General features: G+C 44.1%; 22 protein-coding genes. 2 read left to right on the top strand and 20 right to left on the bottom strand.

The window, feature by feature from the left end:
- Positions 1-200 precede the first annotated feature (200 nt).
- Both HMPREF9625_RS07755 and HMPREF9625_RS07750 read right to left on the bottom strand, forming a co-directional pair.
- Positions 201-503 carry a metal-sensing transcriptional repressor gene (locus HMPREF9625_RS07755; protein ID WP_009534139.1) on the bottom strand — a complete coding sequence of 101 codons (303 nt, stop codon included), beginning with the start codon at positions 501-503 and terminating at the stop codon, positions 201-203.
- 12 nt (positions 504-515) lie between these two features.
- On the bottom strand, positions 516-3137 hold the full coding sequence (locus HMPREF9625_RS07750; RefSeq protein WP_009534138.1) for a heavy metal translocating P-type ATPase: 2622 nt from the start codon (positions 3135-3137) through the stop codon (positions 516-518).
- A 374-nt stretch (positions 3138-3511) separates the two neighbouring features.
- On the opposite strand from HMPREF9625_RS07750, the gene HMPREF9625_RS07745 reads away from it, so the two are divergent.
- Complete coding sequence (locus tag HMPREF9625_RS07745) at positions 3512-3994, top strand: OB-fold protein (protein ID WP_051129413.1); 483 nt, start codon at positions 3512-3514, stop codon at positions 3992-3994.
- 169 nt (positions 3995-4163) lie between these two features.
- On the opposite strand, the gene HMPREF9625_RS07740 is transcribed toward HMPREF9625_RS07745, so the two are convergent.
- The 3 genes from HMPREF9625_RS07740 to HMPREF9625_RS07730 are packed head-to-tail and all read right to left on the bottom strand — an operon-like array spanning position 4164 to position 6793.
- Positions 4164-5090 (bottom strand): aldo/keto reductase, encoded by a 927-nt coding sequence (locus HMPREF9625_RS07740; RefSeq protein ID WP_009534136.1) that lies wholly within the window; start codon positions 5088-5090, stop codon positions 4164-4166.
- A complete protein-coding gene (locus HMPREF9625_RS07735; RefSeq protein WP_009538264.1) occupies positions 5071-5262 on the bottom strand; it encodes a hypothetical protein in 192 nt (63 codons plus the stop codon). The genes HMPREF9625_RS07740 and HMPREF9625_RS07735 overlap by 20 nt, the downstream gene beginning before the upstream one ends.
- Positions 5252-6793 (bottom strand): Y-family DNA polymerase, encoded by a 1542-nt coding sequence (locus HMPREF9625_RS07730; RefSeq protein ID WP_009534135.1) that lies wholly within the window; start codon positions 6791-6793, stop codon positions 5252-5254. Before HMPREF9625_RS07730 ends, HMPREF9625_RS07735 begins: the two co-directional genes overlap by 11 nt.
- Positions 6794-7054: 261 nt before the next feature.
- Here HMPREF9625_RS07730 and HMPREF9625_RS07725 point away from each other — a divergent pair, with 261 nt between their 5' ends.
- A complete protein-coding gene (locus tag HMPREF9625_RS07725) occupies positions 7055-7318 on the top strand; it encodes a hypothetical protein (RefSeq protein ID WP_009534134.1) in 264 nt (87 codons plus the stop codon).
- A 91-nt stretch (positions 7319-7409) separates the two neighbouring features.
- Here HMPREF9625_RS07725 and HMPREF9625_RS07720 read toward each other — a convergent pair whose 3' ends face one another.
- The 15 genes from HMPREF9625_RS07720 to HMPREF9625_RS07650 all read right to left on the bottom strand — a co-directional run bounded on the left by HMPREF9625_RS07720 (position 7410) and on the right by HMPREF9625_RS07650 (position 22801).
- Complete coding sequence (locus tag HMPREF9625_RS07720) at positions 7410-8747, bottom strand: glucose-6-phosphate isomerase (RefSeq protein WP_009534133.1); 1338 nt, start codon at positions 8745-8747, stop codon at positions 7410-7412.
- A gap of 247 nt (positions 8748-8994) precedes the next feature.
- Positions 8995-9687 carry a 5'-methylthioadenosine/adenosylhomocysteine nucleosidase gene (locus HMPREF9625_RS07715; RefSeq protein ID WP_009534132.1) on the bottom strand — a complete coding sequence of 231 codons (693 nt, stop codon included), beginning with the start codon at positions 9685-9687 and terminating at the stop codon, positions 8995-8997.
- A gap of 81 nt (positions 9688-9768) precedes the next feature.
- Complete coding sequence (locus HMPREF9625_RS07710; protein WP_009534131.1) at positions 9769-10845, bottom strand: undecaprenyldiphospho-muramoylpentapeptide beta-N-acetylglucosaminyltransferase; 1077 nt, start codon at positions 10843-10845, stop codon at positions 9769-9771.
- Entirely contained in the window at positions 10838-11257 is a 420-nt protein-coding gene (locus HMPREF9625_RS07705) for an HIT family protein (protein WP_009534130.1), read from the bottom strand. Before HMPREF9625_RS07705 ends, HMPREF9625_RS07710 begins: the two co-directional genes overlap by 8 nt.
- 82 nt (positions 11258-11339) lie before the next feature.
- A complete protein-coding gene (gene uvrA / locus HMPREF9625_RS07700) occupies positions 11340-14168 on the bottom strand; it encodes an excinuclease ABC subunit UvrA (RefSeq protein WP_334290491.1) in 2829 nt (942 codons plus the stop codon).
- Positions 14169-14418: 250 nt separating this feature from the next.
- On the bottom strand, positions 14419-14931 hold the full coding sequence (locus HMPREF9625_RS07695) for a Gx transporter family protein (RefSeq protein WP_009534128.1): 513 nt from the start codon (positions 14929-14931) through the stop codon (positions 14419-14421).
- Between the two features lie 373 nt (positions 14932-15304).
- On the bottom strand, positions 15305-15502 hold the full coding sequence (locus HMPREF9625_RS07690; RefSeq protein WP_007156460.1) for a cold-shock protein: 198 nt from the start codon (positions 15500-15502) through the stop codon (positions 15305-15307).
- A gap of 131 nt (positions 15503-15633) precedes the next feature.
- Positions 15634-16512: an Hsp33 family molecular chaperone HslO gene (gene hslO, locus HMPREF9625_RS07685; protein ID WP_009534127.1), complete on the bottom strand. Its 879-nt coding sequence runs from the start codon at positions 16510-16512 to the stop codon at positions 15634-15636.
- Positions 16505-17053, bottom strand: a complete 549-nt coding sequence (locus HMPREF9625_RS07680; RefSeq protein ID WP_009534126.1) for an SEC-C metal-binding domain-containing protein — start codon at positions 17051-17053, stop codon at positions 16505-16507. Before HMPREF9625_RS07680 ends, hslO begins: the two co-directional genes overlap by 8 nt.
- Before the next feature lie 96 nt (positions 17054-17149).
- A complete protein-coding gene (locus HMPREF9625_RS07675; protein WP_009534125.1) occupies positions 17150-18493 on the bottom strand; it encodes an AI-2E family transporter in 1344 nt (447 codons plus the stop codon).
- Positions 18494-18884: 391 nt separating this feature from the next.
- Positions 18885-19643: a thiamine diphosphokinase gene (locus HMPREF9625_RS07670; RefSeq protein ID WP_009534124.1), complete on the bottom strand. Its 759-nt coding sequence runs from the start codon at positions 19641-19643 to the stop codon at positions 18885-18887.
- Between the two features lie 23 nt (positions 19644-19666).
- Complete coding sequence (locus HMPREF9625_RS07665) at positions 19667-20206, bottom strand: nucleoside deaminase (protein WP_242822693.1); 540 nt, start codon at positions 20204-20206, stop codon at positions 19667-19669.
- A gap of 34 nt (positions 20207-20240) precedes the next feature.
- Complete coding sequence (locus HMPREF9625_RS07660) at positions 20241-21437, bottom strand: phosphopentomutase (RefSeq protein WP_009534122.1); 1197 nt, start codon at positions 21435-21437, stop codon at positions 20241-20243.
- Between the two features lie 122 nt (positions 21438-21559).
- Positions 21560-22339: a uridine phosphorylase gene (gene udp, locus HMPREF9625_RS07655; RefSeq protein ID WP_009534121.1), complete on the bottom strand. Its 780-nt coding sequence runs from the start codon at positions 22337-22339 to the stop codon at positions 21560-21562.
- 36 nt (positions 22340-22375) lie between these two features.
- Complete coding sequence (locus HMPREF9625_RS07650) at positions 22376-22801, bottom strand: cytidine deaminase (RefSeq protein WP_009534120.1); 426 nt, start codon at positions 22799-22801, stop codon at positions 22376-22378.
- Positions 22802-22929 lie beyond the last annotated feature (128 nt).

The following is a 22929-nucleotide window of genomic DNA, read 5'->3' as shown; positions in this document are numbered from 1 at the left end:
TCTTCTGTACCGCTTATTATAATAAAAAGGACTCTATGCGGGGCAGTATAGAGTCCTTTTGTGTTTAAAGTATGAAAATCTTCAAGAATAATTCTCTTTTTCTTTTCTTTTAGAAATAGAGGATTGTCTTTAGAATTTGGGGGTTCTTTAGAATTTGAATTTTTTAAGTACTTGCTTAAAGAGAAAAGCTTATCTTAAAGCTACATAATCTTCTTAATCAGTTCGCAAAGCTCCTCTACTGCATCTTCTTTTCCGCCCTGTATTTCTTCCACCACACAGGAAGCAATGTGCCTCTGTAACAGTTCCTTACTGAAGGCCTTTAGTGCGGAAGATACGGAACTGACCTGCGTAATAATATCCACGCAGTAGCGATCTTCAAGGAGCATATTCCGAATCCCCTTAATCTGGCCTTCCATGCGGTTTAGACGAGAGATTAAAGCCTTTTTCTCCGCTTCATCCCGAGGATGCAGTTTTTTTCTTTCGGCACAGTGACATTTTTCCATGAAGCACCTGTCTTATTCTATGTTTGTCACGACGTAGTCCTCTTTCTCTACTGCCGCTTTTAGTGTAGCATTATCCACTTCTTTCTTTAAGAAAACGGTCGCCGTCCCGCTCTCATGGCTCACTTCCGCATGATCCACCCCTTCCACGGCCTCCAGTGCCTTCTTTACTCTGGCCTCACAATGCCCGCACATCATTCCTGTAATATTCATCTTCTTTTCCATTCTTTTTTCCTCCTGTTTTTTGTTTTCATTTAGATTGTTTATCACTGTTCCTCTTTGGGAAAATTCCGCCAAAAGCTTTACTTCCTTCTCTTTTCCGATTCCTCTTTTTCTGTCTCCTTTAGCCTCTTTTACGGAAAATAGATTCAGTCGAAGAGCATTGAGACAAACCGTGACACTAGAAAGGCTCATGGCAAGAGCCCCTACCATCGGATTCATCTCAAAATTCCAGTGGAAGACCGCAGAGTAAAAGCCTGCCGCAAGCGGAATACAGATCACATTGTAGAAAAAGGCCCAGAACAAATTTTCATGAATATTTCGAATCGTGGCACGAGAGAGACGAATACTTCTCGGAATATCCAAAACCTTCGACTTCATGAGCACGATGTCCGCAGCATCGATGGCGACATCCGTTCCGGCCCCGATAGCAATACCGAGATCCGCCCTTGTTAAGGCTACGGCATCATTGATTCCGTCTCCCACCATAGCTACTTTTCCGTAAGCCTGCAGCCTCTTAATCACTTTTTCCTTTCCATCAGGAAGCACTTCACTAACCACCAAGTCTACGCCGGCTTCTTTTGCGATAGCTTCCGCCGTACTCTTCCGGTCTCCTGTCAGCATCACGGTAAAAATACCCTGCTTTTTCAGTTCCGCTATCGCATCCTTTGCATCTTCCTTTAAGCTGTCCGCTACGGAAATGGCACCCAAGACTTCCTCTCCTTTTACGAAAAAGAGATTGGTCTTTCCCTCTTTGGAAAGAGAATCCAGTCTTTCCAAAAATCCCTCTTCCACAGAAAAATGCTCCCGCACATAGCCTTCAGAGCAGGCAAAAAGTCTTTCTCCCTGATAGCTTGCCGACACACCGTGTCCCGTCATGGCCTGAAAATCCTCCACCGGATAAGGACTGATATGATGCTCCTCTCCATAGACTTCTATCGCCTTCGCAAGCGGGTGCTCGGAGTTTTTTTCAATGGAGACCGCAAGCTGCAAAAGTACCTCTCTCTTTTCTTCCTTCACAGGAGAAATGTCCGTCACTATAGGGCTACCGTTCGTAAGTGTCCCGGTTTTATCGAGAGCAAGAATTTCTATCTTTCCGGCTTCCTCCAGAGAAGATGCCGTCTTAAAAAGAATCCCGTTTTTTGCTCCAACACCGTTTCCGACCATGATTGCAACCGGTGTTGCAAGCCCCAAAGCGCAGGGACAACTGATAACCAAAACCGCCACTCCCCGAGAAAGTGCGGAAGAAAACTCCGCTCCGCTTCCCAGCACAATGAAGAACGTAAGTAAAGCCACTCCCATTACAAAAGGAACAAAAACAGCGGAAATCTTATCCGCAATACGGGAAATCGGTGCCTTCGTTGCCGCGGCATTGGAAACCATTTCGATAATCTGTGAAAGGCTCGTATCCTTCCCGACACGGACCGCCCTTCCTGTGATAAAACCGGAACGATTCAAAGTGCCTGCAGAAAGCTTTGCTCCCTCTTCTTTATCTACCGGAATGGATTCTCCGGTAAGTGCCGACTCGTCTACCGCCGTTCTTCCGGAAAGAACGATGCCGTCTACCGGAATCTGCTCGCCGGGCTTCACCAGAAACGTATCGTTCACTTCCACTTCTTCAATCGGAACAGTGCTTTCCACTCCGTCTCTTACTACCACAGCGGTCTTTGGACTTAAATTCATAAGCCCCTGCAAGGCACTCGTGGTTCTTCCTTTGGAAATAGATTCCAGCATCTTCCCGAGGGTAATCAGAGTCGGAATCATTGCCGCCGTCTCAAAGTAGAGATGATGCCCGATATGATGCGCCATTTCTTGATTTCCAATCTCCAAGTAATAATTTATCCCGTATAAAACTCCCAGTGAATACAAGAAGGATGCCGTAGAGCCAAGTGCCACAAGACTATCCATATTGGGGGAGAGATGAAACAGGGCAGAAAAGCCGGAAGTAAAAAACTTCTTGTTAATCAACATGACAATAATGGCAAGTAACATTTCCGTAAGTGCCAAAATTCCCGGATATTGTAAAACTGTAGGCAACGAAAAATGGAAAAGCATCGGTCCCATGGATAAAGACATAAGTAAAACGAGGAAGAGCAGTGAGTGCAGAAAACGCTTTTTTAATGCTGCCGTTTCCTGATCTGAAAAGGAAGCCTGCCCTCGATTATTTTGACCCGCACTACTTCTATTACCGTTCTGATAATCCTTGGTCTTGCTCTGATTTTCTTCGGATACAAAGCCGTAGCCGGCTTTCTCCACTGCTTCCTGAATGGTCGTCTCTGAGGCCTCTCCTTCCACGATTAAGCTGTTCGTAAGGAGAGAAACCGAGCAGGACGTTACGCCGGGAAGCTTTCCCACTGCCTTCTCCACCCTTGCCTGACAAGCTGCACAGGACATACCTGTTACCGTATATTTTTTCATTTAACCCTCCTACTCTTAAGATAAAGCAGTTTATGAGACTGTCTTATAAACTCCTCTTTCGGAGAGAATAATATACCCCTGTAGGGTATATGTCAATGCCTCATAGCTTTATTTCTCAAAAATACGCTATTTTCTTCTTCCATCGTTTAGCTTTTTCTATATCATGATACATCCGGGTGATTTCTTGTTTTTTGAAAAAAATAGATTCCATTTAATAATATCAAAGCAATACATTTTCAAATTTGTGCTATTTGAACAATTTTTATTTCATATCTCTTTACTATATATATATATATATATATAATCGCAATATACGAATTCTATAACAAAAATATTTTTACATGGAGGAGGAAGCATAGAAAAAAGGACATTTAATCAGAAATATCGTTATTGCCATTATTGTTATTGGTGTATTGGGAGCTGTCATGGGAAAGAAAGGTACTGAAGGCGAGTCTTCAAATGATAAGAGTTCTCCAAAAACAGAAACGGTCAGTAACGAACAAGCAGTAGAAACGGAAGTGCCCACTGAAGCGCAAATCGAATATACAGCATATACCACAGATGAAATGATTGATGATTTGGAAGCCAATGCAATGAATGCAACAGATAAGTATAAAGGAAAATATATTCAAGTCACCGGTAAACTAAGTAACATTGATGCACAGGGCTCTTATATCTCACTATCGAAAGAAGCCAATGATTTTACCCTTTTAAGTGTTCAATGTTTCATAAAAACAGATGAGCAAAAAGAAGCCATTAAGACCATGAATAAAGGGGACACTATTACCTTAAAAGGAAAATGTACCGATGTGGGAGAAATTCTGGGATATACTCTGAATATTGACAGCATTGGATAAGTATTCTTGTAAAATAGAATAATTGTATAATGGGGATGTAAAAAACAAAGCGGATGTTTTGATTTTTTATATCCCCATTTTTTTCATTGCTTTATCTATACTATAAAAAAGCGGAATCTTAGTTGTTTTGCTAGGTTTTCATACGATACTATGCTGCCACACTATAGCACTATGGTAATTTCTTTCCGGACGCAAGATAGAGCTGATACCACTCATGATGGGTCAGTTCCACCTTCGTTGCCTCGCAGTAATCCTCTAAATGCTTTGGATTCATCGTACCTGCAATGACCTGCATCTTCGCCGGATGCCGTAATATCCAGGCAATCGCAATAGCGGTCTTGGATACTTTATATTTTTCCGCAAGCTCGGAAAGTGCCTGATTTAACTCCGGAAAGTCAGGATGATCCACGAAACATCCCTCAAACTTACCAAACTGCAGAGGAGACCAAGCCTGAATCGTAATATCCTCCAGACGACAATAGTCTAAAAGCCCGTTGTCCCGATCAAGGGATAAGTCCGTTGTCAAATCATTTACATAAAGTGTCTGGTCAATCAGCTGGGATGCTGTAATGGAGAGCTGTAACTGATTGATACTAAGGGGCTGCTTCACAAACTTCTTTAAGACTTTCAGCTGCATCATCGGGACATTGCTGACACCGAAGAAACGAACCTTTCCGCTCTTTTCCAAAGCTTCAAAGGCCTCCGCTACTTCCTCCGGATCATAAATCAGGTCGGGTCTATGCAAAAGGAGAACATCCAAATAGTCCATTTTTAAACGTTGGAGGCTCTCATCCACACTTGTCAGAATATTCTCCTTTGTCCAGTCGAACTCATTTCTCTCAAAGCAAAGTCCACACTTACTTTGAATCCGTAAATCTTCTCTTTTTATGGATGTCTCCCTAAGGGCATCACCAAAACGCTTTTCCGCCTCTCCTCTACCGTAGCAGGTCGCATGATCAAAAAAATTGATTCCGCCTTCCACCGCTTTCTCTATCTGCCTTGCCACTTCCTGCACAGATAAAGAGGGCATACGCATACAACCTAAGATGATGCGGGATACCTCTGACGGACCGTTTTTAATGTTCTGATATTGCATGATTTTCTTCTCCTTCCTCTATCATCTCCTCATAGCCTTTTAATGCCGCAAAAGAGAAAAACTGTACAGCCCTGTGGGACAAACTGCTTCTCTTTCTGCAAAGGCTAAAAGGATATTCACAATACAAAATTCTTTCGTACTTTGACAATGTTCTTCTTTCTTCACTCTCCACTACTATGCCCCCCTATCTGTCTGTTTCTTTCTCTCCCCCGACTCCCCTCTATATATTGATATGCCTTTAGGATAGAATTCCTTCCGTACTTCTGCATGACCTGAAGGGAAGCATCTCTCGCTTTGTCTTTTTTCAGCTTATCACGCTGCAAACCTTCTGTCGCGGTGTTTTTTCCTTTATCGCTCTGCTCCGCCTCATTTTTTTCTCTAAGATAGTCGAAAAGTGCAATCTGCCCTACCTTTTCCTCGCTAAAGTCTTGTACATCCTCCGCTGACAAAGATATCTTCCGAAGTGACAGCCTTGCATCCATAATTTCATCATAGATGGACAAAATCGCCTCTACAATTTCCGACTCTCCATTGGTTTTTTTCTCCAAATGTCGTAATCCATGGGCACTTCTTGGTACTATTTTCCCGTAATAGTTTCTTCTTGTCTCTCCGCTGTAAGACCCTCCTATATTTTCCTCGTCAAAAGAAAGATAGAGCTGTAGCATCTCTGTGTCCAAATTCTTCTCTCTAAGCTCATAGGAAAGGGAAGATGCCATCTCCTCCACCACAACTCTGCCCAAGTTGGCATTATAGGGATAGGGCAAGACCTGTCCGGAAGATATACTCTTTTTCTTTGCACTGAGGCTATGAATGTCCGCAATTCTGCAAGGCTCGTACCCCCAGGCATGGTCAATCAAATATTCCGCCTGTATTCCGAAGAGCTTATATAATAAAAGCTGGTTCACTTTCTCCTTCACACCGGCACGGGATACCAGAGCAATATCTCCCATAGTATAGATTCCGTATCGTCGGAGTCGTTCTTCTGTTCCCCTTCCGATTTGCCAGAAATCATGAAGCGGTTGATGACTCCAGAGTCTCCTTCTATAAGACTCCTCCGTAAGCGAAGCAAGCCTTACTTCCTGCCCCTCTACTTTCACCTTCTTCGCCAAAATATCCATGGCCACCTTAGCCAGATAGAGATTCTCTCCAAGTCCCACAGTGGCAACGATTCCCATCTCCGTATAGACCTTCTCCGCAATCTCTCTCGCCAGACTCTCCGAAGACATTCGATAAATCTCTCGGTAGGGGCGTAAATCTATAAAAACCTCATCAATGGAGTAGACATGGATATCCTCTTTAGATACAAAATGCAGATAAATTTCATAGATACGTCTGCTATATTCCATATATAGAGCCATCCGGGGAGGCGCTGTAATATAAGACAGAGCCAAAAAGGAATAAGCTCTTAAATCCGAGTCCAGGCAGGAACTACCGACCAATCTGCCCTCCTTTGCTTCCTTCTTCCTGCGGTAATTGACCTCCTTTACCCTCTCAATCACTTGAAAAAGTCTCGCTCTTCCGGGAACACCGAAGGCCTTCAATGCCGGACTGACCGCAAGGCAAATAGTCTTCTCCGTCCTTCCCCCATCTGCCACAACCAGATAAGCATCCATGGGATCCAGACCTCGCTCTACACACTCACAGGAAGCGTAAAACGACTTCAAATCGATTGCCATAATTCCGCAAGACTCTTTCCTCTCCATCTCTCCTCTCCTTTTCCCGGAGTATATAACAGAACATTTGTTTTGTAAACAGTTTTTCATAAATCTCTTTATATGCAAAACAAACTATCTCATAGCTCTCAAAAAATGGCGTCTTAAGAATACCTTCTTCTCCCTTTTGACAAATATTCCATTTCAAGCTAAGCTAGGAAAGCTTTGATAAGGACAAATCAGGCTTTTTTTTACTACATTTGGATTAAAGAAAAAAGAACGATATTTTTTATTTTCAGATAAAGGATGAATATGTTTCGATTAAGCGGACAAATATGGAAAAACGGAAAAGTGATTGCTTCCTGCGTCTCCAGACAGGAAGGAGCGGAAAACAGAACTAAAAAGGTCTATACCGCCTTGGAAGAAATCTGTCATCACTTTGATTTGCCGGTTCCCATCTGGCTTCCGGCAAGAATTCGGGAGTTTCAAACTCGTTCCAAAACGACCTTCCTTTCCGACTCCTTTATGGAGGAGATTTCCTTTGACGGATTGGAGATTCAGGTGATTGAAGAATAAAAGGGGCTGTAAACATCAAAATAATTTTGATTTTTTACAGCCCCTTTTTCTCATAACGAGTATCACACGCAAAGCGTGCGGTATCTCGCTTTTACTTCTTTGCCAGTTCCTTTGCGAGTTCCTCATAACCGGGCTTTCCGAGAAGTGCAAACATATTTCTCTTGTAGCTCTCTACACCGGGCTGGTTGAAAGGATTCACGCCGTTTATATAAGCGGAGACACCGCAGGCAAACTCAAAGAAGTAGAAAAGCTCTCCGAGCGTTCTCTCACACTGCTTATCAATCTGCAGAAGGAAGTTCGGTACATTTCCGTCCGTGTGCGCCAGGATTGTTCCCTGCATAGCAGCCTTATTGACAAAATCCACGGTCTTTCCGGCAAGGTAGTTCATGCCGTCCGTATCAATCTCCTCTTTCTCCAGCACAAGTTCCGCTGCACTTTCCATGACCTCTAAAACCGTCTCAAAGTGCAGTCTTGCACCCTCCTGAATAAACTGTCCCATAGAGTGCAGGTCTGTTGTAAAGTCTACGGAAGCCGGGAAAATGCCTCTCTGGTCCTTTCCTTCAGACTCTCCGTAGAGCTGCTTCCACCACTCGGAAATATAATGGCAGGATGGCTCATAGTTTACAAAAATCTCAATCTTCTTATCCTTACGAAGCATGATATTTCTTGCCGCAGCATACTGCAATGCCGGGTTTACTTCGTAATCCTGCTCTAAAAGAGCCTTTCTCATGGAAGCGGCACCCTCCATCAGTTCGCAGATATCGGCTCCGGTAACGGCAATGGGAAGAAGTCCAACCGCGGTCAGCACGGAGTATCTTCCCCCTACATCATCGGGTACCACAAATTCTTCATAGCCCATCTCATCGGCAAGGCTCTTCAAAGCCCCTCTTGCCTTGTCGGTTGTCGCATAAATTCTCTTTGCGGCTCCTTCTTTTCCGTACTTTTCTTCCAGCATAGCCTTAAACACGCGGAAGGCAATGGCCGGCTCGGTAGTGGTTCCGGACTTGGAAATGATATTTACGGAAAAATCCTTTCCCTTTAAAATCTGCTTTAAATCGGCAATGTACTTGGAAGAAATATTGTTTCCTACATAGTAAATCTCCGGTGTCTTTCTCTCTTCCTTCGGAAGCTCATTGTAGAAGCTGTGATTCAAAAACTCATTGGCTGCTCTTGCTCCAAGATAAGACCCGCCAATACCGATGACCAGTAAGACATCCGAATCCTCCTGAATCTTCTTTGCCGCTGCCTGAATCCTTTTAAACTCCTCTTTATCGTAATTCTCCGGAAGGTCTACCCAGCCGAGAAAATCATTTCCGGCACCGCTCCTCTTTACTAAAATCTCTTTTGCCAAGAGAGTCTGTGCTTTAAAATTCGCCATCTCCTCTTCGGAAACAAACTGTCTTGCCTTCGACAAATCCAACTTCAGCATATTCTTCTCCTTTTCTCCTATTATCCTAAAATAGCTTCTATCATAAAAAATATAAAATACACAACTTCCGTTATTATAAAAACAGGCAAGAGGACACGCAAGTCTTTCTTCCCTGTTTTAGAAAACTTATCTTAAAAGTACATTAAAAGCCTAAAGCAAAAAATGAATTCTAATTCTGCCCAAACTCTTCGCAAAATCTTATTCTAATTCAGCCCAAACCCTTCGCAAAATTTTATTCTGATGCAGATTAAACCCTTCGCAAAAACTCCAGCATAAAATCTACCGTTTTCTCTATGGCCTTTGCTTCAAATTCCTCATACACCATGCTTGCCTCATCATTTGCCTCATCGGAAATGAAGCGAAGAATCACAAAAGGAATGCCGTTCTTTGTCGCAATCTGCGCTATAGCGGCACCCTCCATTTCACAGCAGGTGGCATCAAAGGTCTTCTTCAAATACTCCTTTGTTTCATGAGAAGACACAAAGCGGTCTCCGGTAACTACCCGTCCTATATAACTATTATGTTCAGGATTGATTTCCTGATTTACCTCTACTGCAATTTCCAAAAGACGCGGGTCCGCATCATATCCCAGCTTCTCATCTCCCGGCACCTTCCCGAGGGGATAATCAAAGCGTGTCACATCTACATCGTACTGCAAGGCATCCCTTGAAATCACGAGGTCTAGGATATGCACCTCCGGAGAAATCGCTCCGGCAATTCCGGTATTAAAAATATAGCTCGGTTGAAAACGGTCAATCAAGGCTTGGGTACAGGCTGCTGCATTGCACTTTCCAACCCCTGCACGAACCAGCACGACATCCTTTCCGGAGAGTCTCCCCTTATAAAAACGATAGGGACCCTGTACGATTTCTTCCCGCTCTTCGCAGAGCTTAACCAAATGGGCAACCTCTTCCTCCATGGCACCGATGATTCCAATCATTTTCTCTCCTTTTTTTCTATACTACGCTTCTTTTTTCTACACTACGCTTCTTTTTTCTACACTACGTTTCTTTTTTCTACACTACGATTTTCCATCCAGAACCGACTGAATAACAGCCAACACATTCTTTCTGCCGTCTCTTTCCTTAGAAGCTTCCATCGCTTTTATATACTTCTCCTTGTTCTCATGAAGCTTTTCAAGACAGTCCGGGAGTACCGCCGGATTCTCCTCCAGCTCTTCCTGAGGAAGCACTACGGAAAATCCCTGCGCAGAGAAGGACTCCGCATTTAATATCTGGTCTCCTCGGGAAGCCTTTTTCGGTAAAGGGATTAGAATATTCGGCTTCTTAAGAGCAAGAATCTCATAAATAACATTTGCCCCTGCACGGGAAATCACAAAATCCGCCGCCTGATAGAGGTCGGCGAGCTCCTCATTCACATAAGGGAACTGCCTGTAATACGCTAAATCGGAAAGAGACTTGTCCTCATTCTTCTTCCCGCAGATATGGATGATATCGTAGTTTTGTCCGAGGCTCTCTATATTCTCCCGAACGGCGGTGTTGATTGCCACGGATCCCAGACTTCCGCCGATCACCATGAGCACCGGCTTTTCTCCGGAGAAGCTGCAAAGACTTAAGCCCTCTTCCCGGCTTCCCTGTAAGAGCTCTTCTCTAATCGGTGCACCGGTACAAACTGCCTTTCCCTTGGGGAGAAGGGAAACCGTTTCCTGGAAATTACAGCAGATTTTCTTCGTGAAAGGAATGGTCAGCTTGTTTGCCAGTCCGGGAGTAAAATCCGACTCATGGCAAATAATCGGGATTCCAAGGCTTGCCGCCGCAAAGATAACCGGCACCGCCACAAAGCCTCCTTTGGAAAAGACCAGATCAATCTTCCAAGCCTGAATCTGCTTTCTTGCCTGAAAAAATCCGCCGATTACCCGGAAGGGATCTGTGAGATTCCGCAAAGAAAAATAACGACGCAACTTCCCTGTCGAAATCCCGAAATAAGGGAGTCCCGCCTTTTCCGCAAGCTCCTTCTCTATGCCGTCCTTTGACCCCATGTAGTAAATTGTATGCTTTTCTCTTAATTCCCCGAGTAAGGCGAGATTCGCGGTCACATGCCCCGCCGTTCCTCCGCCGGTTAACAATATCTTAGCCATGAAGCTCCTTTACCATCTTTTCCTGCAAAACTTCCATTTCTCCATCAGCATATCCGGAAGGGTTCCAAGAGACAATATTTCCTTCCGTCCCGAAACGCGGAATAATGTGCACATGAAAGTGATGCACGGTCTGTCCGGCTACTTCGCCGTTATTCTGCACGATATTGCAGCCCTTTGCCCCCGTTGCCTTCATGATTGCCTTCGCCACTCTTTTTGCCAGAGGAAAGACCTTCTGAAGCACTGCATCATCCAGACTAAAGAGATCCTCTCCGTGGCTCTTCGGTAAAATAAGAGCATGACCGGGTGTGCCCGGTGCAATATCCAAAATCACCCGAAAATCCGCATCCTCATAAATCGTCTTTGCAGGAATTTCTCCGTTTGCAATCTTACAAAAAATACAATCCGCACTCATTTTTGCCTCCTTATCATCGCTGGATTTTTACCGTTTCCAAGTTAATCTACTACAAAGACTACTGCAAATACTTCTATAAAGACTACTGTAAATACTTCTTCAAATACTGTCCGGTATAAGACTTCGGATTCTTTGCCACTTCTTCCGGAGTTCCGGTACAAAGCACCGTTCCGCCGCCGGAGCCACCCTCGGGTCCCATATCGATAATATAATCGGCACATTTAATCACATCTAAATTATGTTCGATAACCAACACGGTATTTCCGCCGTCGGCGAGTCTTTGCAGCATTTCCACCAGCTTCCGTACATCCTCAAAATGTAGTCCCGTAGTCGGCTCATCCAAGATATACAGTGTCTTTCCGGTACCTCTTCGGCTCAGCTCCGAAGCCAGCTTGATTCGCTGCGCCTCTCCTCCGGAAAGCTCGGTGCTGGGCTGTCCCAGACGGATATAGGATAGTCCCACGTCCATCAAAGTCTGCATCTTACGACTAATGCTAGGGATGTTTTCAAAAAATGTCAATGCCTCTTCCACCGTCATGTTTAAAACATCATAGATGTTCTTTCCCTTGTATTTTACTTCCAGAGTTTCTCTGTTGTAGCGTTTCCCTCCGCAAACTTCACAGGGCACATAGACATCCGGCAGGAAGTGCATCTCTATCTTTACGATGCCGTCTCCGCTGCAGGCTTCACAACGGCCGCCTTTTACATTAAAGGAGAATCTTCCCTTGTTGTATCCTCTTTCCTTGGCATCCTTGGAACTCGCAAAGAGGTCACGAATGAGGTCAAAGACCCCGGTATAGGTTGCCGGATTCGAACGGGGCGTCCTTCCAATCGGACTTTGGTCTATATCAATCACCTTATCCAAGTGCTCCGTTCCCGTGATTTTACGGAACTTGCCCGGTACCAATCTCGCCTTATTTAAAGTTTTTGCGCAGTACTTGTGCACGATTTCATTTACGAGGGAGGATTTTCCGGAACCCGAAACCCCGGTCACACAGGTAAAGACTGAAAGCGGAATCCGTACATCGACATTCTTTAAGTTGTTCTCCTCCGCACCGTAAACATCCAAGGTATGGATATAGGGTCTTCTGCTTTTCGGGAGTGGAATCTTCTTTTTCCCGCTTAAATACTGTCCCGTTATGGAAGCCGGATTTTGCATGATTTCTTCCGCCGTACCTACGGCAACCACCTCTCCTCCGTGCTCTCCCGCACCGGGGCCGATATCCACAATCATATCCGCTTCCCGCATGGTATCCTCATCGTGCTCCACGACGATAACGGAGTTTCCAAGATCCCGAAGCCGTTTTAAGGTCGCAATCAGCTTATCATTATCTCTTTGATGAAGACCGATGCTCGGCTCATCCAAAATATAGGCAACCCCCACAAGACCGGATCCGATCTGAGTGGCCAGACGAATTCTCTGTGACTCTCCTCCGGAGAGGGTTCCCGCGGAACGGGCAAGGCTTAAGTAGTTTAATCCGACATCCAGCATAAACCTGGATCTTGCCTTGATTTCTCGAAGAATCTGCTCCGCAATCTTCGCCTCCATGGGCTTTAGCTTTACAGAGCTTATCCAGTCAAAGAACTCATCCATGGAAAGCATGGTCGCTTCATGAATATTTTTCTCTCCGACAGTCACGCCTAAAGATGAGGGCTTCAGTCTCGCCCCGTGGCAGCTCGGACAGGGAGTAATGCGCATAAACTGCTCATACTCTATCTTCATCTTCTCGGAAAAGCACTCCTTATATCGGCGCTCAATGTTGGCAAGTAAGCCCTCAAAGGCCACCTGATGCACTGCGCCCTTCCCGTACTGCGACTGATAATGTACCGTGACTCTCTCCCCGTTTGTTCCGTTAATGATTAGATTTTTCACCTTTTCCGAAAGCTCCTGAAAAGGTGTATCCAATGAGAAACCGTACTTCTCACTCATGGCCACAAGCATGGCATGAGTAAAGCTTCCCTCATCCTTCGAGTTCATCCAGCCCAGTACGGAAATAGCTCCTTCATTCAAGGAGAGGCTCTCATCCGGAATCATCAGCTTCACGTCAAATTCCATCTTATAGCCAATACCGAAGCAGGTCGGACAGGCTCCAAAGGGATTGTTGAAGGAGAAGCTTCTCGGCTCAATTTCTTCAATACTGGTGCCGTCAAAGGGACAGGCAAAATTCGTGGAGAGCTGAAGCTCTTCTCCGTTTAAAAAGTCTACAAGAAGGAGACCGTTACTAAGGGAGAGCACCTGCTCAATCGAATCCGTAAGCCTCTTCTCTATTCCCTTACGCACAACCAGACGATCCACCAGAACTTCAATCGTATGCTTTATATTTTTCTCTAAGGAAATCTCCTCTTCGAGCTCATAGAGATTGCCGTCAATTCGTACACGAACATAACCGGAACGGCGAAGGCTCTGCAGGAGCTTTTCATGCATACCCTTTTTTCCCCGTACAACAGGAGCAAAAAGCTGCATCTTCGTCCCCTCCTCCTTCTTCATGAGGAGATCCACCATCTCGTCCACGGTCTGCTTCTTAATCTCTCTTCCGCACTCCGGACAATGGGGCAGCCCCACTCTTGCATAGAGAAGACGCATATAATCATAGATTTCTGTGACGGTTCCTACCGTGGAACGCGGATTTCGGTTTGTCGATTTCTGATCAATGGAAATCGCGGGAGAAAGTCCCTCTATGAGCTCCACATCCGGCTTTTCCATCTGTCCGAGGAACTGTCTTGCATAAGAAGAGAGCGACTCCATATAACGCCTCTGACCCTCCGCATAAATCGTATCGAAGGCAAGAGAGGACTTTCCGGAGCCCGAGAGTCCCGTAAGCACCACCAAAGAATCTCTCGGAATATCCAGATTGACATGCTTTAAATTGTGCTCATTGGCACCTCGAATTTTGATCCACTTCTTTTCCAAAATCTGCCCTTTTTCCAAAATTTGCCCCTTTTCTATCTCTATTCTAATTTTTTACCTTCTATCTGTTGCTATTTTCTATCTATTTCGACTTTCTTCCTACTTTTACTTCTGTCTTCTTCCGCTTTCCGCTTTTTCTTTTCCTAAAATGTCGGAAAAAGAAAATGAGCAAGCCTTGAAATAAATGAAAGTCGTTTACATATAAGAACGTTTGTTCTTTTATAGGATAGCACCGAACTACTCTTCTTGCAAGCTATCCCCTTAATTCTCTGAAAAATTTCGATAAACGTTTCGCTACTATAGACGCTAAAACTCCCATCACGATTCCTGCTGCCATTCCGGCAAGTAAAAGCAGGGGCAGGTAAGCAAAAAGAACAGGATTACGAAGAAGAAGGGCCGCCATCAGGATTTGTCCGACATTATGGAAAATACCGCCTAAAAGGCTTACGGAAATGAAGGATAACTTGAAACATTGTTTCGCAAGAATCATCACAAAAAAACTCAGGAAAAATCCCGCCATGGAATAGCTCAAGGTCATCAGGTTTCCGAAGAGCATGGATAGAAGTAACACACGAAGAAAACTGATGATTCCCGTCGGCAGTATGCCCAGTGAAAAGAGACCGATGATATTGACAATATTGGCAAGGCCCAGCTTGATTCCCGGAATCGGAAAAGGCGTAGGAATCATCGATTCCAGATAACCCAGAATCATGGAAAGCGCGAGCAGCATCGCATAAGACGTCATTTTTCTAGTATCTTTATCCATTTTCCTCCCTTTAAATATTCAATCGTGTAAATCAGTCCTTAGTTTAACATGTTATGCACTATAAAAAAATCTATTTTTCTCTATGCCGTGATGACAATTTTTCTTTATATTTAAAGCTTCTCACGAATTAGTCTGTACGAATACAAAAAAAGGACGGCTTCACGCCGTCCTGCTTCTTTTCTTTTAACTTGACACTTCTTGCAATGCTGTCCCTTTCTCAAAGAAAACAATACTGTTTGCTACAGAGAAAGAAATCTATATTACAATACGGTACAAAACTAAAGAGAAAGTGAGATGATTGATGCTTTGTGTCTGTCTATCCGGGCTGTGCACTGCACTTCTCAGCTTATGTACGCAAAGCTTATCGTATCTCTTAAAGCTTTACTACATTGGTAGCCTGAGGTCCTTTAGCACCATCAACTACTTCAAACTCTACTGCCTGTCCTTCTTCTAAAGACTTGAATCCGTCTCCGGACAAACCAGAGTAGTGTACGAATACATCCTTTCCTGTCTCATCAGAGATGAATCCGTATCCCTTTTGGTTGTTAAACCACTTAACTGTACCTTTCATTACTGTATCCTCCAAAAAAACGATTGTAACCGAAATTGATTACAATGGGTTAAGGATAGCATACCATTTCATCATAGTCAACTAATTTTCTTGTGAAAACACATGGGTTTTAGTCGATTTTCCCATATTTTCTACCGCTTTAGCAGTTCTTCCAATTCCTTTTCCGTGAAGACATAACGCTTATTGCAAAAATCGCAACGAACCTCCTGCGCCTTGTGATCGGAAATCAAAGACTCTATTTCCTTTTTACCAAGAGAAATCAAGGCCTTTTCCACTCTTTCTCTGCTGCAATTGCAAAAATAAGACAGCTCTCTCTTTTCATGTATTTCAGGAGAAAAATCACCAAGCAGAAATTCCAAAAGACTCTCCGGCGTATGTCCATCCTTTAAAAGGTCCGTTACGGAATGTACCGTTTTCAGCTTCTCTTCCAGCTTGTCGAGTAAACTCTCCTCGGCAAAGGGTAAAAGCTGAATAATAAAGCCACCCGAAGCCTCTACCGTATTTTCCTTGTTCAACAGTACCCCAAGCCCGACAGAAGAAGGAATCTGCTCACTGATGCTAAAGTAGGCATTGACATCTTCGGCAATTTCTCCGCTTAAAAGCTGAGTCTGCCCCACATAGGGCTCCCCCAATCCATTGTCTCGAATCACGGAAAGAATGCCCTTTCCGACAGCTCCTCCAACATCCAAGTGTCCGTCTGCCTTCGCAGGAAGGATGACATAGGGATTGGCACAGGCAGCTTTCACTGTCCCGTGCGAATCGGCTGTGGCTACCAAACTTTTCATCGGACCGTCCCCCTTAACGGAAAGGGTAATCAGGTCCTTATCCCCCTTTAAATCCACTCCCATCATAAGAGCGGCACTCATAAGCCTTCCCATGGCCGCCGTTGCAATAGGGGAGGTATTGTGGAGCTTCCTCTGTTCCTCCGCCGTGTCCCTTGTCGTACAGACAAACGCACGAATCTGTCCCTCTGCCGCAGTTGCCCTCAGTAAATAATCTCTACTACTCATTTGCGGAAAGTTCCTTCTCTCTCTCTTCATCTTTTCTCATGCAGCACTTCTTGTACTTCTTTCCGGAACCGCAATGACAAAGGTCGTTCGGGTACAGCTTCTTTCCCTCTCTTCTTACCGTACCGGACTTCTTCTGCTCCTTATATAGCTCTTTTCTTCTTTCTTCCGTTAAAATGTCGTTCCACTGCGGAAGATCATAGAGCCAGGAAGCCTTCGCCTCTACCATATTGTAGTAGAGCTTCTCCGGATCAACCTGAATCTTTACCTTCGTATCCGACTCCATGCTGTCAATCGGATTGTGGAAGCCCGCTAAAGAATCATCGATACCATCCAAGATACCGACAAAGATAAACTCTTCAATACCGAACTGCTCGGCAAGCTCCTTTACGCTTCCCTCGTAAACCTTCTTCGGATCGGAAAGTACCTTCTCATAGAAGCCCTTCTCCAACGTAAAATACTTCTGCCAAAGCGCTTCCTGCTCTGTCTTATTCATTCCGTTTCCGTACGCCGCATTTCTCCAATTTTCTAATAATGTTGCCATTTTTCTTTCTCCTTATAGATTTCGCCAAAAGCTCTATGCTGTATTCCGGCTCTTATTTCATTTAAACCGTATTATTATAGCGGAGTTAAAGTATTTTTACAATTCCCCCGATAGCTCCACTTCATCCGCTGCAGCTTCTATGTCCTTGATTATCTGTGCCTTAGAAAGCTCATCCGTATCTTTCGCATACTCTTTTCCCTTAGGTTCCGCTACTTTATCCGATTTCTTTCCTGAAAATTTCTCAAAGTCTTCGTACTCTGAAGAAGAAATCGGTAGGTTCTTTTTCTGTAAACGTCTGTCCATATAGCGTCGAAGAGTGTTCATAATGACCGCCCAGAAGGGAACCGCAATAATCATTCCTACAAAACCGAACAGACCGCCAAAAAGAAGAATGGAGAAAAGAACCCAGAAGCTGGAGAGACCCGTAGAATCTCCAAGAACCTTCGGTCCGATGATATTTCCGTCAATTTGCTGAATAATCAAGATTGCTATGGCAAAATACAAGCTCTGTATGGGACTGGTCAATAAAATCAAAATGAAGCAGGGAATCGCGCCAATAAACGGGCCGAAAAAAGGAATGACATTGGTTACCCCGACAATCACGGATACGAGTAAGGTGTACGGCATCTTCATCAGGCTTAAGACAAAAAATGTAAGAATACCGATAATGATACTGTCAATGATTTTCCCGAGAATAAATCCGCCGAAAACCCGGTGTACATACTGCATTTCCTCAATGATTCCCTTGGCTTTTTTCTGAGAAAACAAAGCAAAGAGCAGTTTTCTGAACTGTCGTCTTAAAAGGTCCTTCATGTTTAGAAGATATACCATAACAATGAGGCCGATTAAAATATTCTTTACAATTGTCAAGGTACTCCATATTCCGTTTGTAAAGAATGTAGCGAGATTCTGCAGATGAGCAAAAATTGCCTGCGTATTATCCGGTTTTCCCGTAAAAAAACTGCTGATTTCTTCATAGGCTTTTTCCGCATAAGGACGCAAGTCCGGAAACTTTTCCAATATAACCGCCAAATTATTATAGGAACGGTTAATCGTATCGGGAAGACTGAAGTAGAGACTTAAAACCGACTTGGTTAACTCCGGAATAAGCATGGACACTAAACCGCTTGTCAGAAAAAAAAGGAAAAGAATGCTTGCTACTGTACCAAAAAATCCCAGGAAACGTTGAGATGCTTTTTCCCCCAGGAAAAAGTAGTATACTTTTCCAAGAATTTTCACAACAAAATTATACACAGGACTCATTAAATAGGCCAAAACCGCACCATATATAATCGGCATCAAAATCTGTAAAAAAACGGCAAGATTCTGTTTTACGGCATAAAAATTATTGACCAAAACATAGACTAAAGATACTGCAGCCAATACGGAAAATGCGGTTATTCCCCATTTAATCTGTTCCTTCCAATCCTCGTGTTTCATCCTTCTTCCTCTATTCTAAGCTCCCAGCTCGGAATCCCTTCTCTCCCTCGATTATCCCCCTATATGAACTCTTCACTCTCTCCACCAAGGGCATATTATAAAAAAAGCTCCACATCAAACGATATGAAGCAAAAGCACCAGATAAAAACAGACTACCGAAACGCCGTACCACACGTTTGACTCCTAGCACTCAGCCAGGTGGGTAACCTCACGGATAGCTCAAGGATCCTTTACCGCGGACGGAAGGCATGCTTTCCTTATCACAAATCTTGGAATCCCGTATGTCATATTTGTAGGTTCAAATTGTGTGGCCTCGTACGTCCCAGCAGAAGTCTGTATGAGATAATACAAAGGTATTTGTCTTTCTCGTCTAAATTATAGCAAAGGCAAATTAGGCTTGCAAGAGTTCATAAGATAAAATCAAGATTCCGTTTTTCACTTCTATTTCCGCTTCTTCCCCGATAAATTCGTTACTCACTCCTACCGGCTCCGTATTTCGCAAACAGACATTTTCAATCAGATACTTAAATCCTTTTTCGGAAACACCGCTACAAGAATCACTGAAGGAAAAGGCTGAAAAGTAGCCTTTGTATTCCTTGGAGAAGCATTTTATCCCATTCCGTAACGCCGTAAATACCTGCCTTTTTCCATAAAGGTAGCCCTCTCCTCCCTTTTCTGTAAGGAAGGCTAAACTCTGTAAAGCAGCATAGCTGTGATCCATGCGTTCTCCCCCCAACGCTCCTAAAATATGCATTTCTTTGATTCCCATCTCCAGCGAAAGCTTCACTGCCGCATGAAGGTCAGTGTCATTTTTGATTGCAGGAAGGGAAATCGTAGGAAGAGAGACTTGCTTATTCCTTTCCAAAAATGCTTCCGACATACAGTTTTCTCCAAAAATAGAATATTGTTTTGCAATACCGTGCTTCTCTTGGGCAGAAAAAGGAGCCGTGGGCTTTTCCTCTCTTATGGAATAAGAGTCAAAATCTCCCAAAAGCAGGTTTGTTCTGATACCCTCTTTTTCACAATGCTTCATTCCCCCGTCTATAGCAATGACAAAGTCCTCTTCTCCTATAGAAAAAGGAAGCCCGAAAAAGCTTCCCGCCCCGATAAGAATGGATCTTTTGTATTTTTTTTCTGCAAATTCTTTCATCCTTCTTCCTTTTTCAGACAATTCTACTCTTCTTTCAGCCGAAGTTTTGCAAAAAAATCCTGTAAAAGTTTTCTTGCTTCTTCCGCTTGAAGACCTTCTGTAATCTCCACCCGATGATTCAGCTCCTTCATCTGTAAGATGTTCATAACAGAACCGCAAAAACCCGCCTTGGGATTTCGAACAGACATCTGAAGCCGAGGGATCCTTGCCTGTAAAATTGCTCCGGCGCACATCGGGCAGGGTTCGAGATTGACATACAAGGTGCAATCCTCCAGCCTCCAGTCCCCTATCTTCTTACAAGCCTCCTCTATTGCCAAAATCTCAGCATGGCACAAAGCATTTCCGTGAAAATTTCTTTGATTAAAGCCTGTTCCGAGAATTTCTCCCGGAAAGATTCCTTTTTCCCTACAAAGTCTTCCCATTGGAGAATCGGGCTTTAATCCATCATAAAGGATAACTGCTCCAATCGGTACATCTCCTCTTTCTCTCGCTTTTCCGGCAAGTTCTAAAGCAAGATTCATTGCAGTACGCTCAGCATCCGTGAAATTTATATTTTCCTCCATACTCCCCCGATTTAAAGTAATTTTATTCATAAGCCTATCTTGTAAGCTCAGCTAAAATAGACTTTCCTATCAGACCTTCCGGCATTTTTACGGAGAAGTTCTCCGCTATACTCGCACCAAGAACGGCAAAGCTGTCCTGCTCCGCTCCTTCTCCACCCTGAATTCCCTTGTAATACACAAGAAGAGGTACCTGTTCTCTCGTATGATCCGTACCGCTATAGGTCGGGTCATTTCCATGATCTGCAGTAAGAAGAAGCAAATCATCGTCTTTTAAAACAGACAAAAGTTCTCCCAGCTTTTCGTCAAAACGCTGAATCTCCTCTCCATAGCCGACGGGATCCCTTCTATGCCCGTAAATGGCATCAAAATCCACTAAATTTACAAAGCAAAGACCGGTAAAGTCCTTCTCTTTTGCCACAGCAATGCATTGCTCCATACCATGAACGGAAGAATTCGAATGCTCCGCCTCGGTAATCCCCTCATTTACAAAAATATCCGCTATTTTCCCAATGGATATTACAGAGTAGCCGGCTTTTTCCAGAGCATTTAAGACAGTATCCCGTGGCGGCTTTACGGCCAAGTCGTGCCGATTGGAAGTTCTTTTAAACTCTCCTTTTTTCGTCCCGACATAGGGTCTTGCGATAATTCTTCCCACCTTCCATTCGGGCTTCATGCAGATTTCTCTGGCAATTTCACAACAACGATACAGTTCCTCTAAACCGAAAATCTTCTCATCCTCGGGAGCGGCAATCTGCAATACGGAATCCGCCGAGGTATAAACAATCATATCTCCGGTTCTCCATTGCTCTTCTCCCAATTCGTCCAGTATTTCCGTACCGGAAGCCGACTTATTGCCAATGACCTTCCTCCCCGTCCTTTTCTCTAATTCCTCAATCAATTCCTTCGGGAATCCGGTGTCGGTAAAGGTAACAAAAGGAACTTCGGTCTTGATTCCCATCATTTCCCAGTGTCCGGTCATGGTATCCTTTCCACTACTGGCCTCATTTAAACGGAAAAACTTCCCTTCCGGAGCTTCTACCGGAGCAACGCCCTTTAATTTTTTAAAATTCCCGATTCCGAGCTTTTGCAGATTGGGAATACGGAAACTTTCCATCTTTTCCGAGATATGTCCCCAGGTATCCGCACCACTGTCCCCAAAAAGCGCTGCATCCTTAGCGTTTCCGATTCCCAGCGAATCCAAAACGATGAGAAATACTCTTTTGAATTTCATACGCATCCTTTCTACACTATATTTATCCGGCCTTTTCGCTTTTACTGTTTTAAGCTTTTATTCATAGCACCGAACCCTGCGGGCTTTTCAGCGCAAAGCTCCGCAGACTGCTCTATTTCCTTTTAGGAGGAAGCCTGTTCTCTTCGTATCATTTCCTTAATGGCCTCGATTGCCACCTGAATTGCCTTATCCGTATCATGATATATCGGATTGGACATCCCCGCCTTGACTCTCTCCTGATTCGAAACAATAAAGAGCACCGTTCCGATTTTCTTCTTCAAATATGCCGCAACCGTAAAAAGTGCCGCACTTTCCATCTCCGATGCCTTACATCCCAGCTTCAGCCAAGCCTGCCATTTATCTAAAAGTTCATAAGAAACCGGCAAGTCTTCCGGCTTATGTTGTCCGTAAAAGGCATCCTTACACTGTACAACCCCCACATGATTTTTAAAGCCGAGACGATTGGCCGCATCATACAATTCCTTTGTCACAAAGAAATCCGCCGTAGCGGGCCACTCGATAGGAGCATACTCCTTGGAAGTCCCTTCCATGCGAATTGCAGACTCTGCGATAACCACATCTCCCGACTCTACGGAAAGCTCCATACCGCCTGCTGTACCTACTCGGATAAAGACCTCTCCTCCGCATTGTGAAAGCTCTTCCAGGGCAATGGATGCGGATGGACCACCGATACCCGTAGAGCAAACACTCACCTTCTCTCCAAGGAGCGTTCCGCTGATTGTTACATACTCCCTATTGTCCGCAACCTGTACGGGATTGTCAAAATACTTGGCAATCTTTGCGCAGCGCTTCGGATCTCCCGGTAAAATAATATACTTCCCTACCTCACCGGGGCGCACACCGATATGATAACATCTCTCGTCTTCCGAATAATTAATCATAAGCAATCTCCTTTCCAAAGATTTCCAACTTCCGCCTTAGTCCAATGCAGACGGTAAAAAAGCGTGAGGCAACAATTCCTCTAAGCTATATACATGATAATCGTCCGTCGATTTTGCGAGTATTACCTGAAAATCATGAATATCCGTAAATTCCGCCATAACCTGTCTGCATATACCACAGGGGGCACAGTATTCCGTCTCTTCCTTTCCGATAAGACCGCCCACAATCGCAATTCTTCGAAATTTCTTACAGCCCTCACTCACTGCCTTAAAAAACGCAGTTCTCTCCGCACAATTCGTTGCTCCGTAAGAGGCATTTTCAATATTGCAACCTAAAAAGATTTCACCTGTCTCCGACTCCAGGGCTGCTCCTACACGAAAATGCGAGTAAGGCACATAGGCCCTTTCTCTTGCCTCAAAAGCTTTTTCAATCAGATGTCTTTCTTCCGCTTCCTTATGCATGGTCCTTCTCCTTATTTTCCTTCCAAAACAACCTTTCCTCTAGCATAAGGTCAAAAGGAAAAAAAGTCTATGATACAGATTTGGTAAATCATGAAAATCCAAACGAAGGCAAGCTTCAATAAAAATAA

The sequence above is a fragment of the Oribacterium parvum ACB1 genome, assembly GCF_000238055.2.
GTDB lineage: Bacteria > Bacillota > Clostridia > Lachnospirales > Lachnospiraceae > Oribacterium > Oribacterium parvum.
This window is presented reverse-complemented; position numbering and strand designations above follow the sequence as displayed.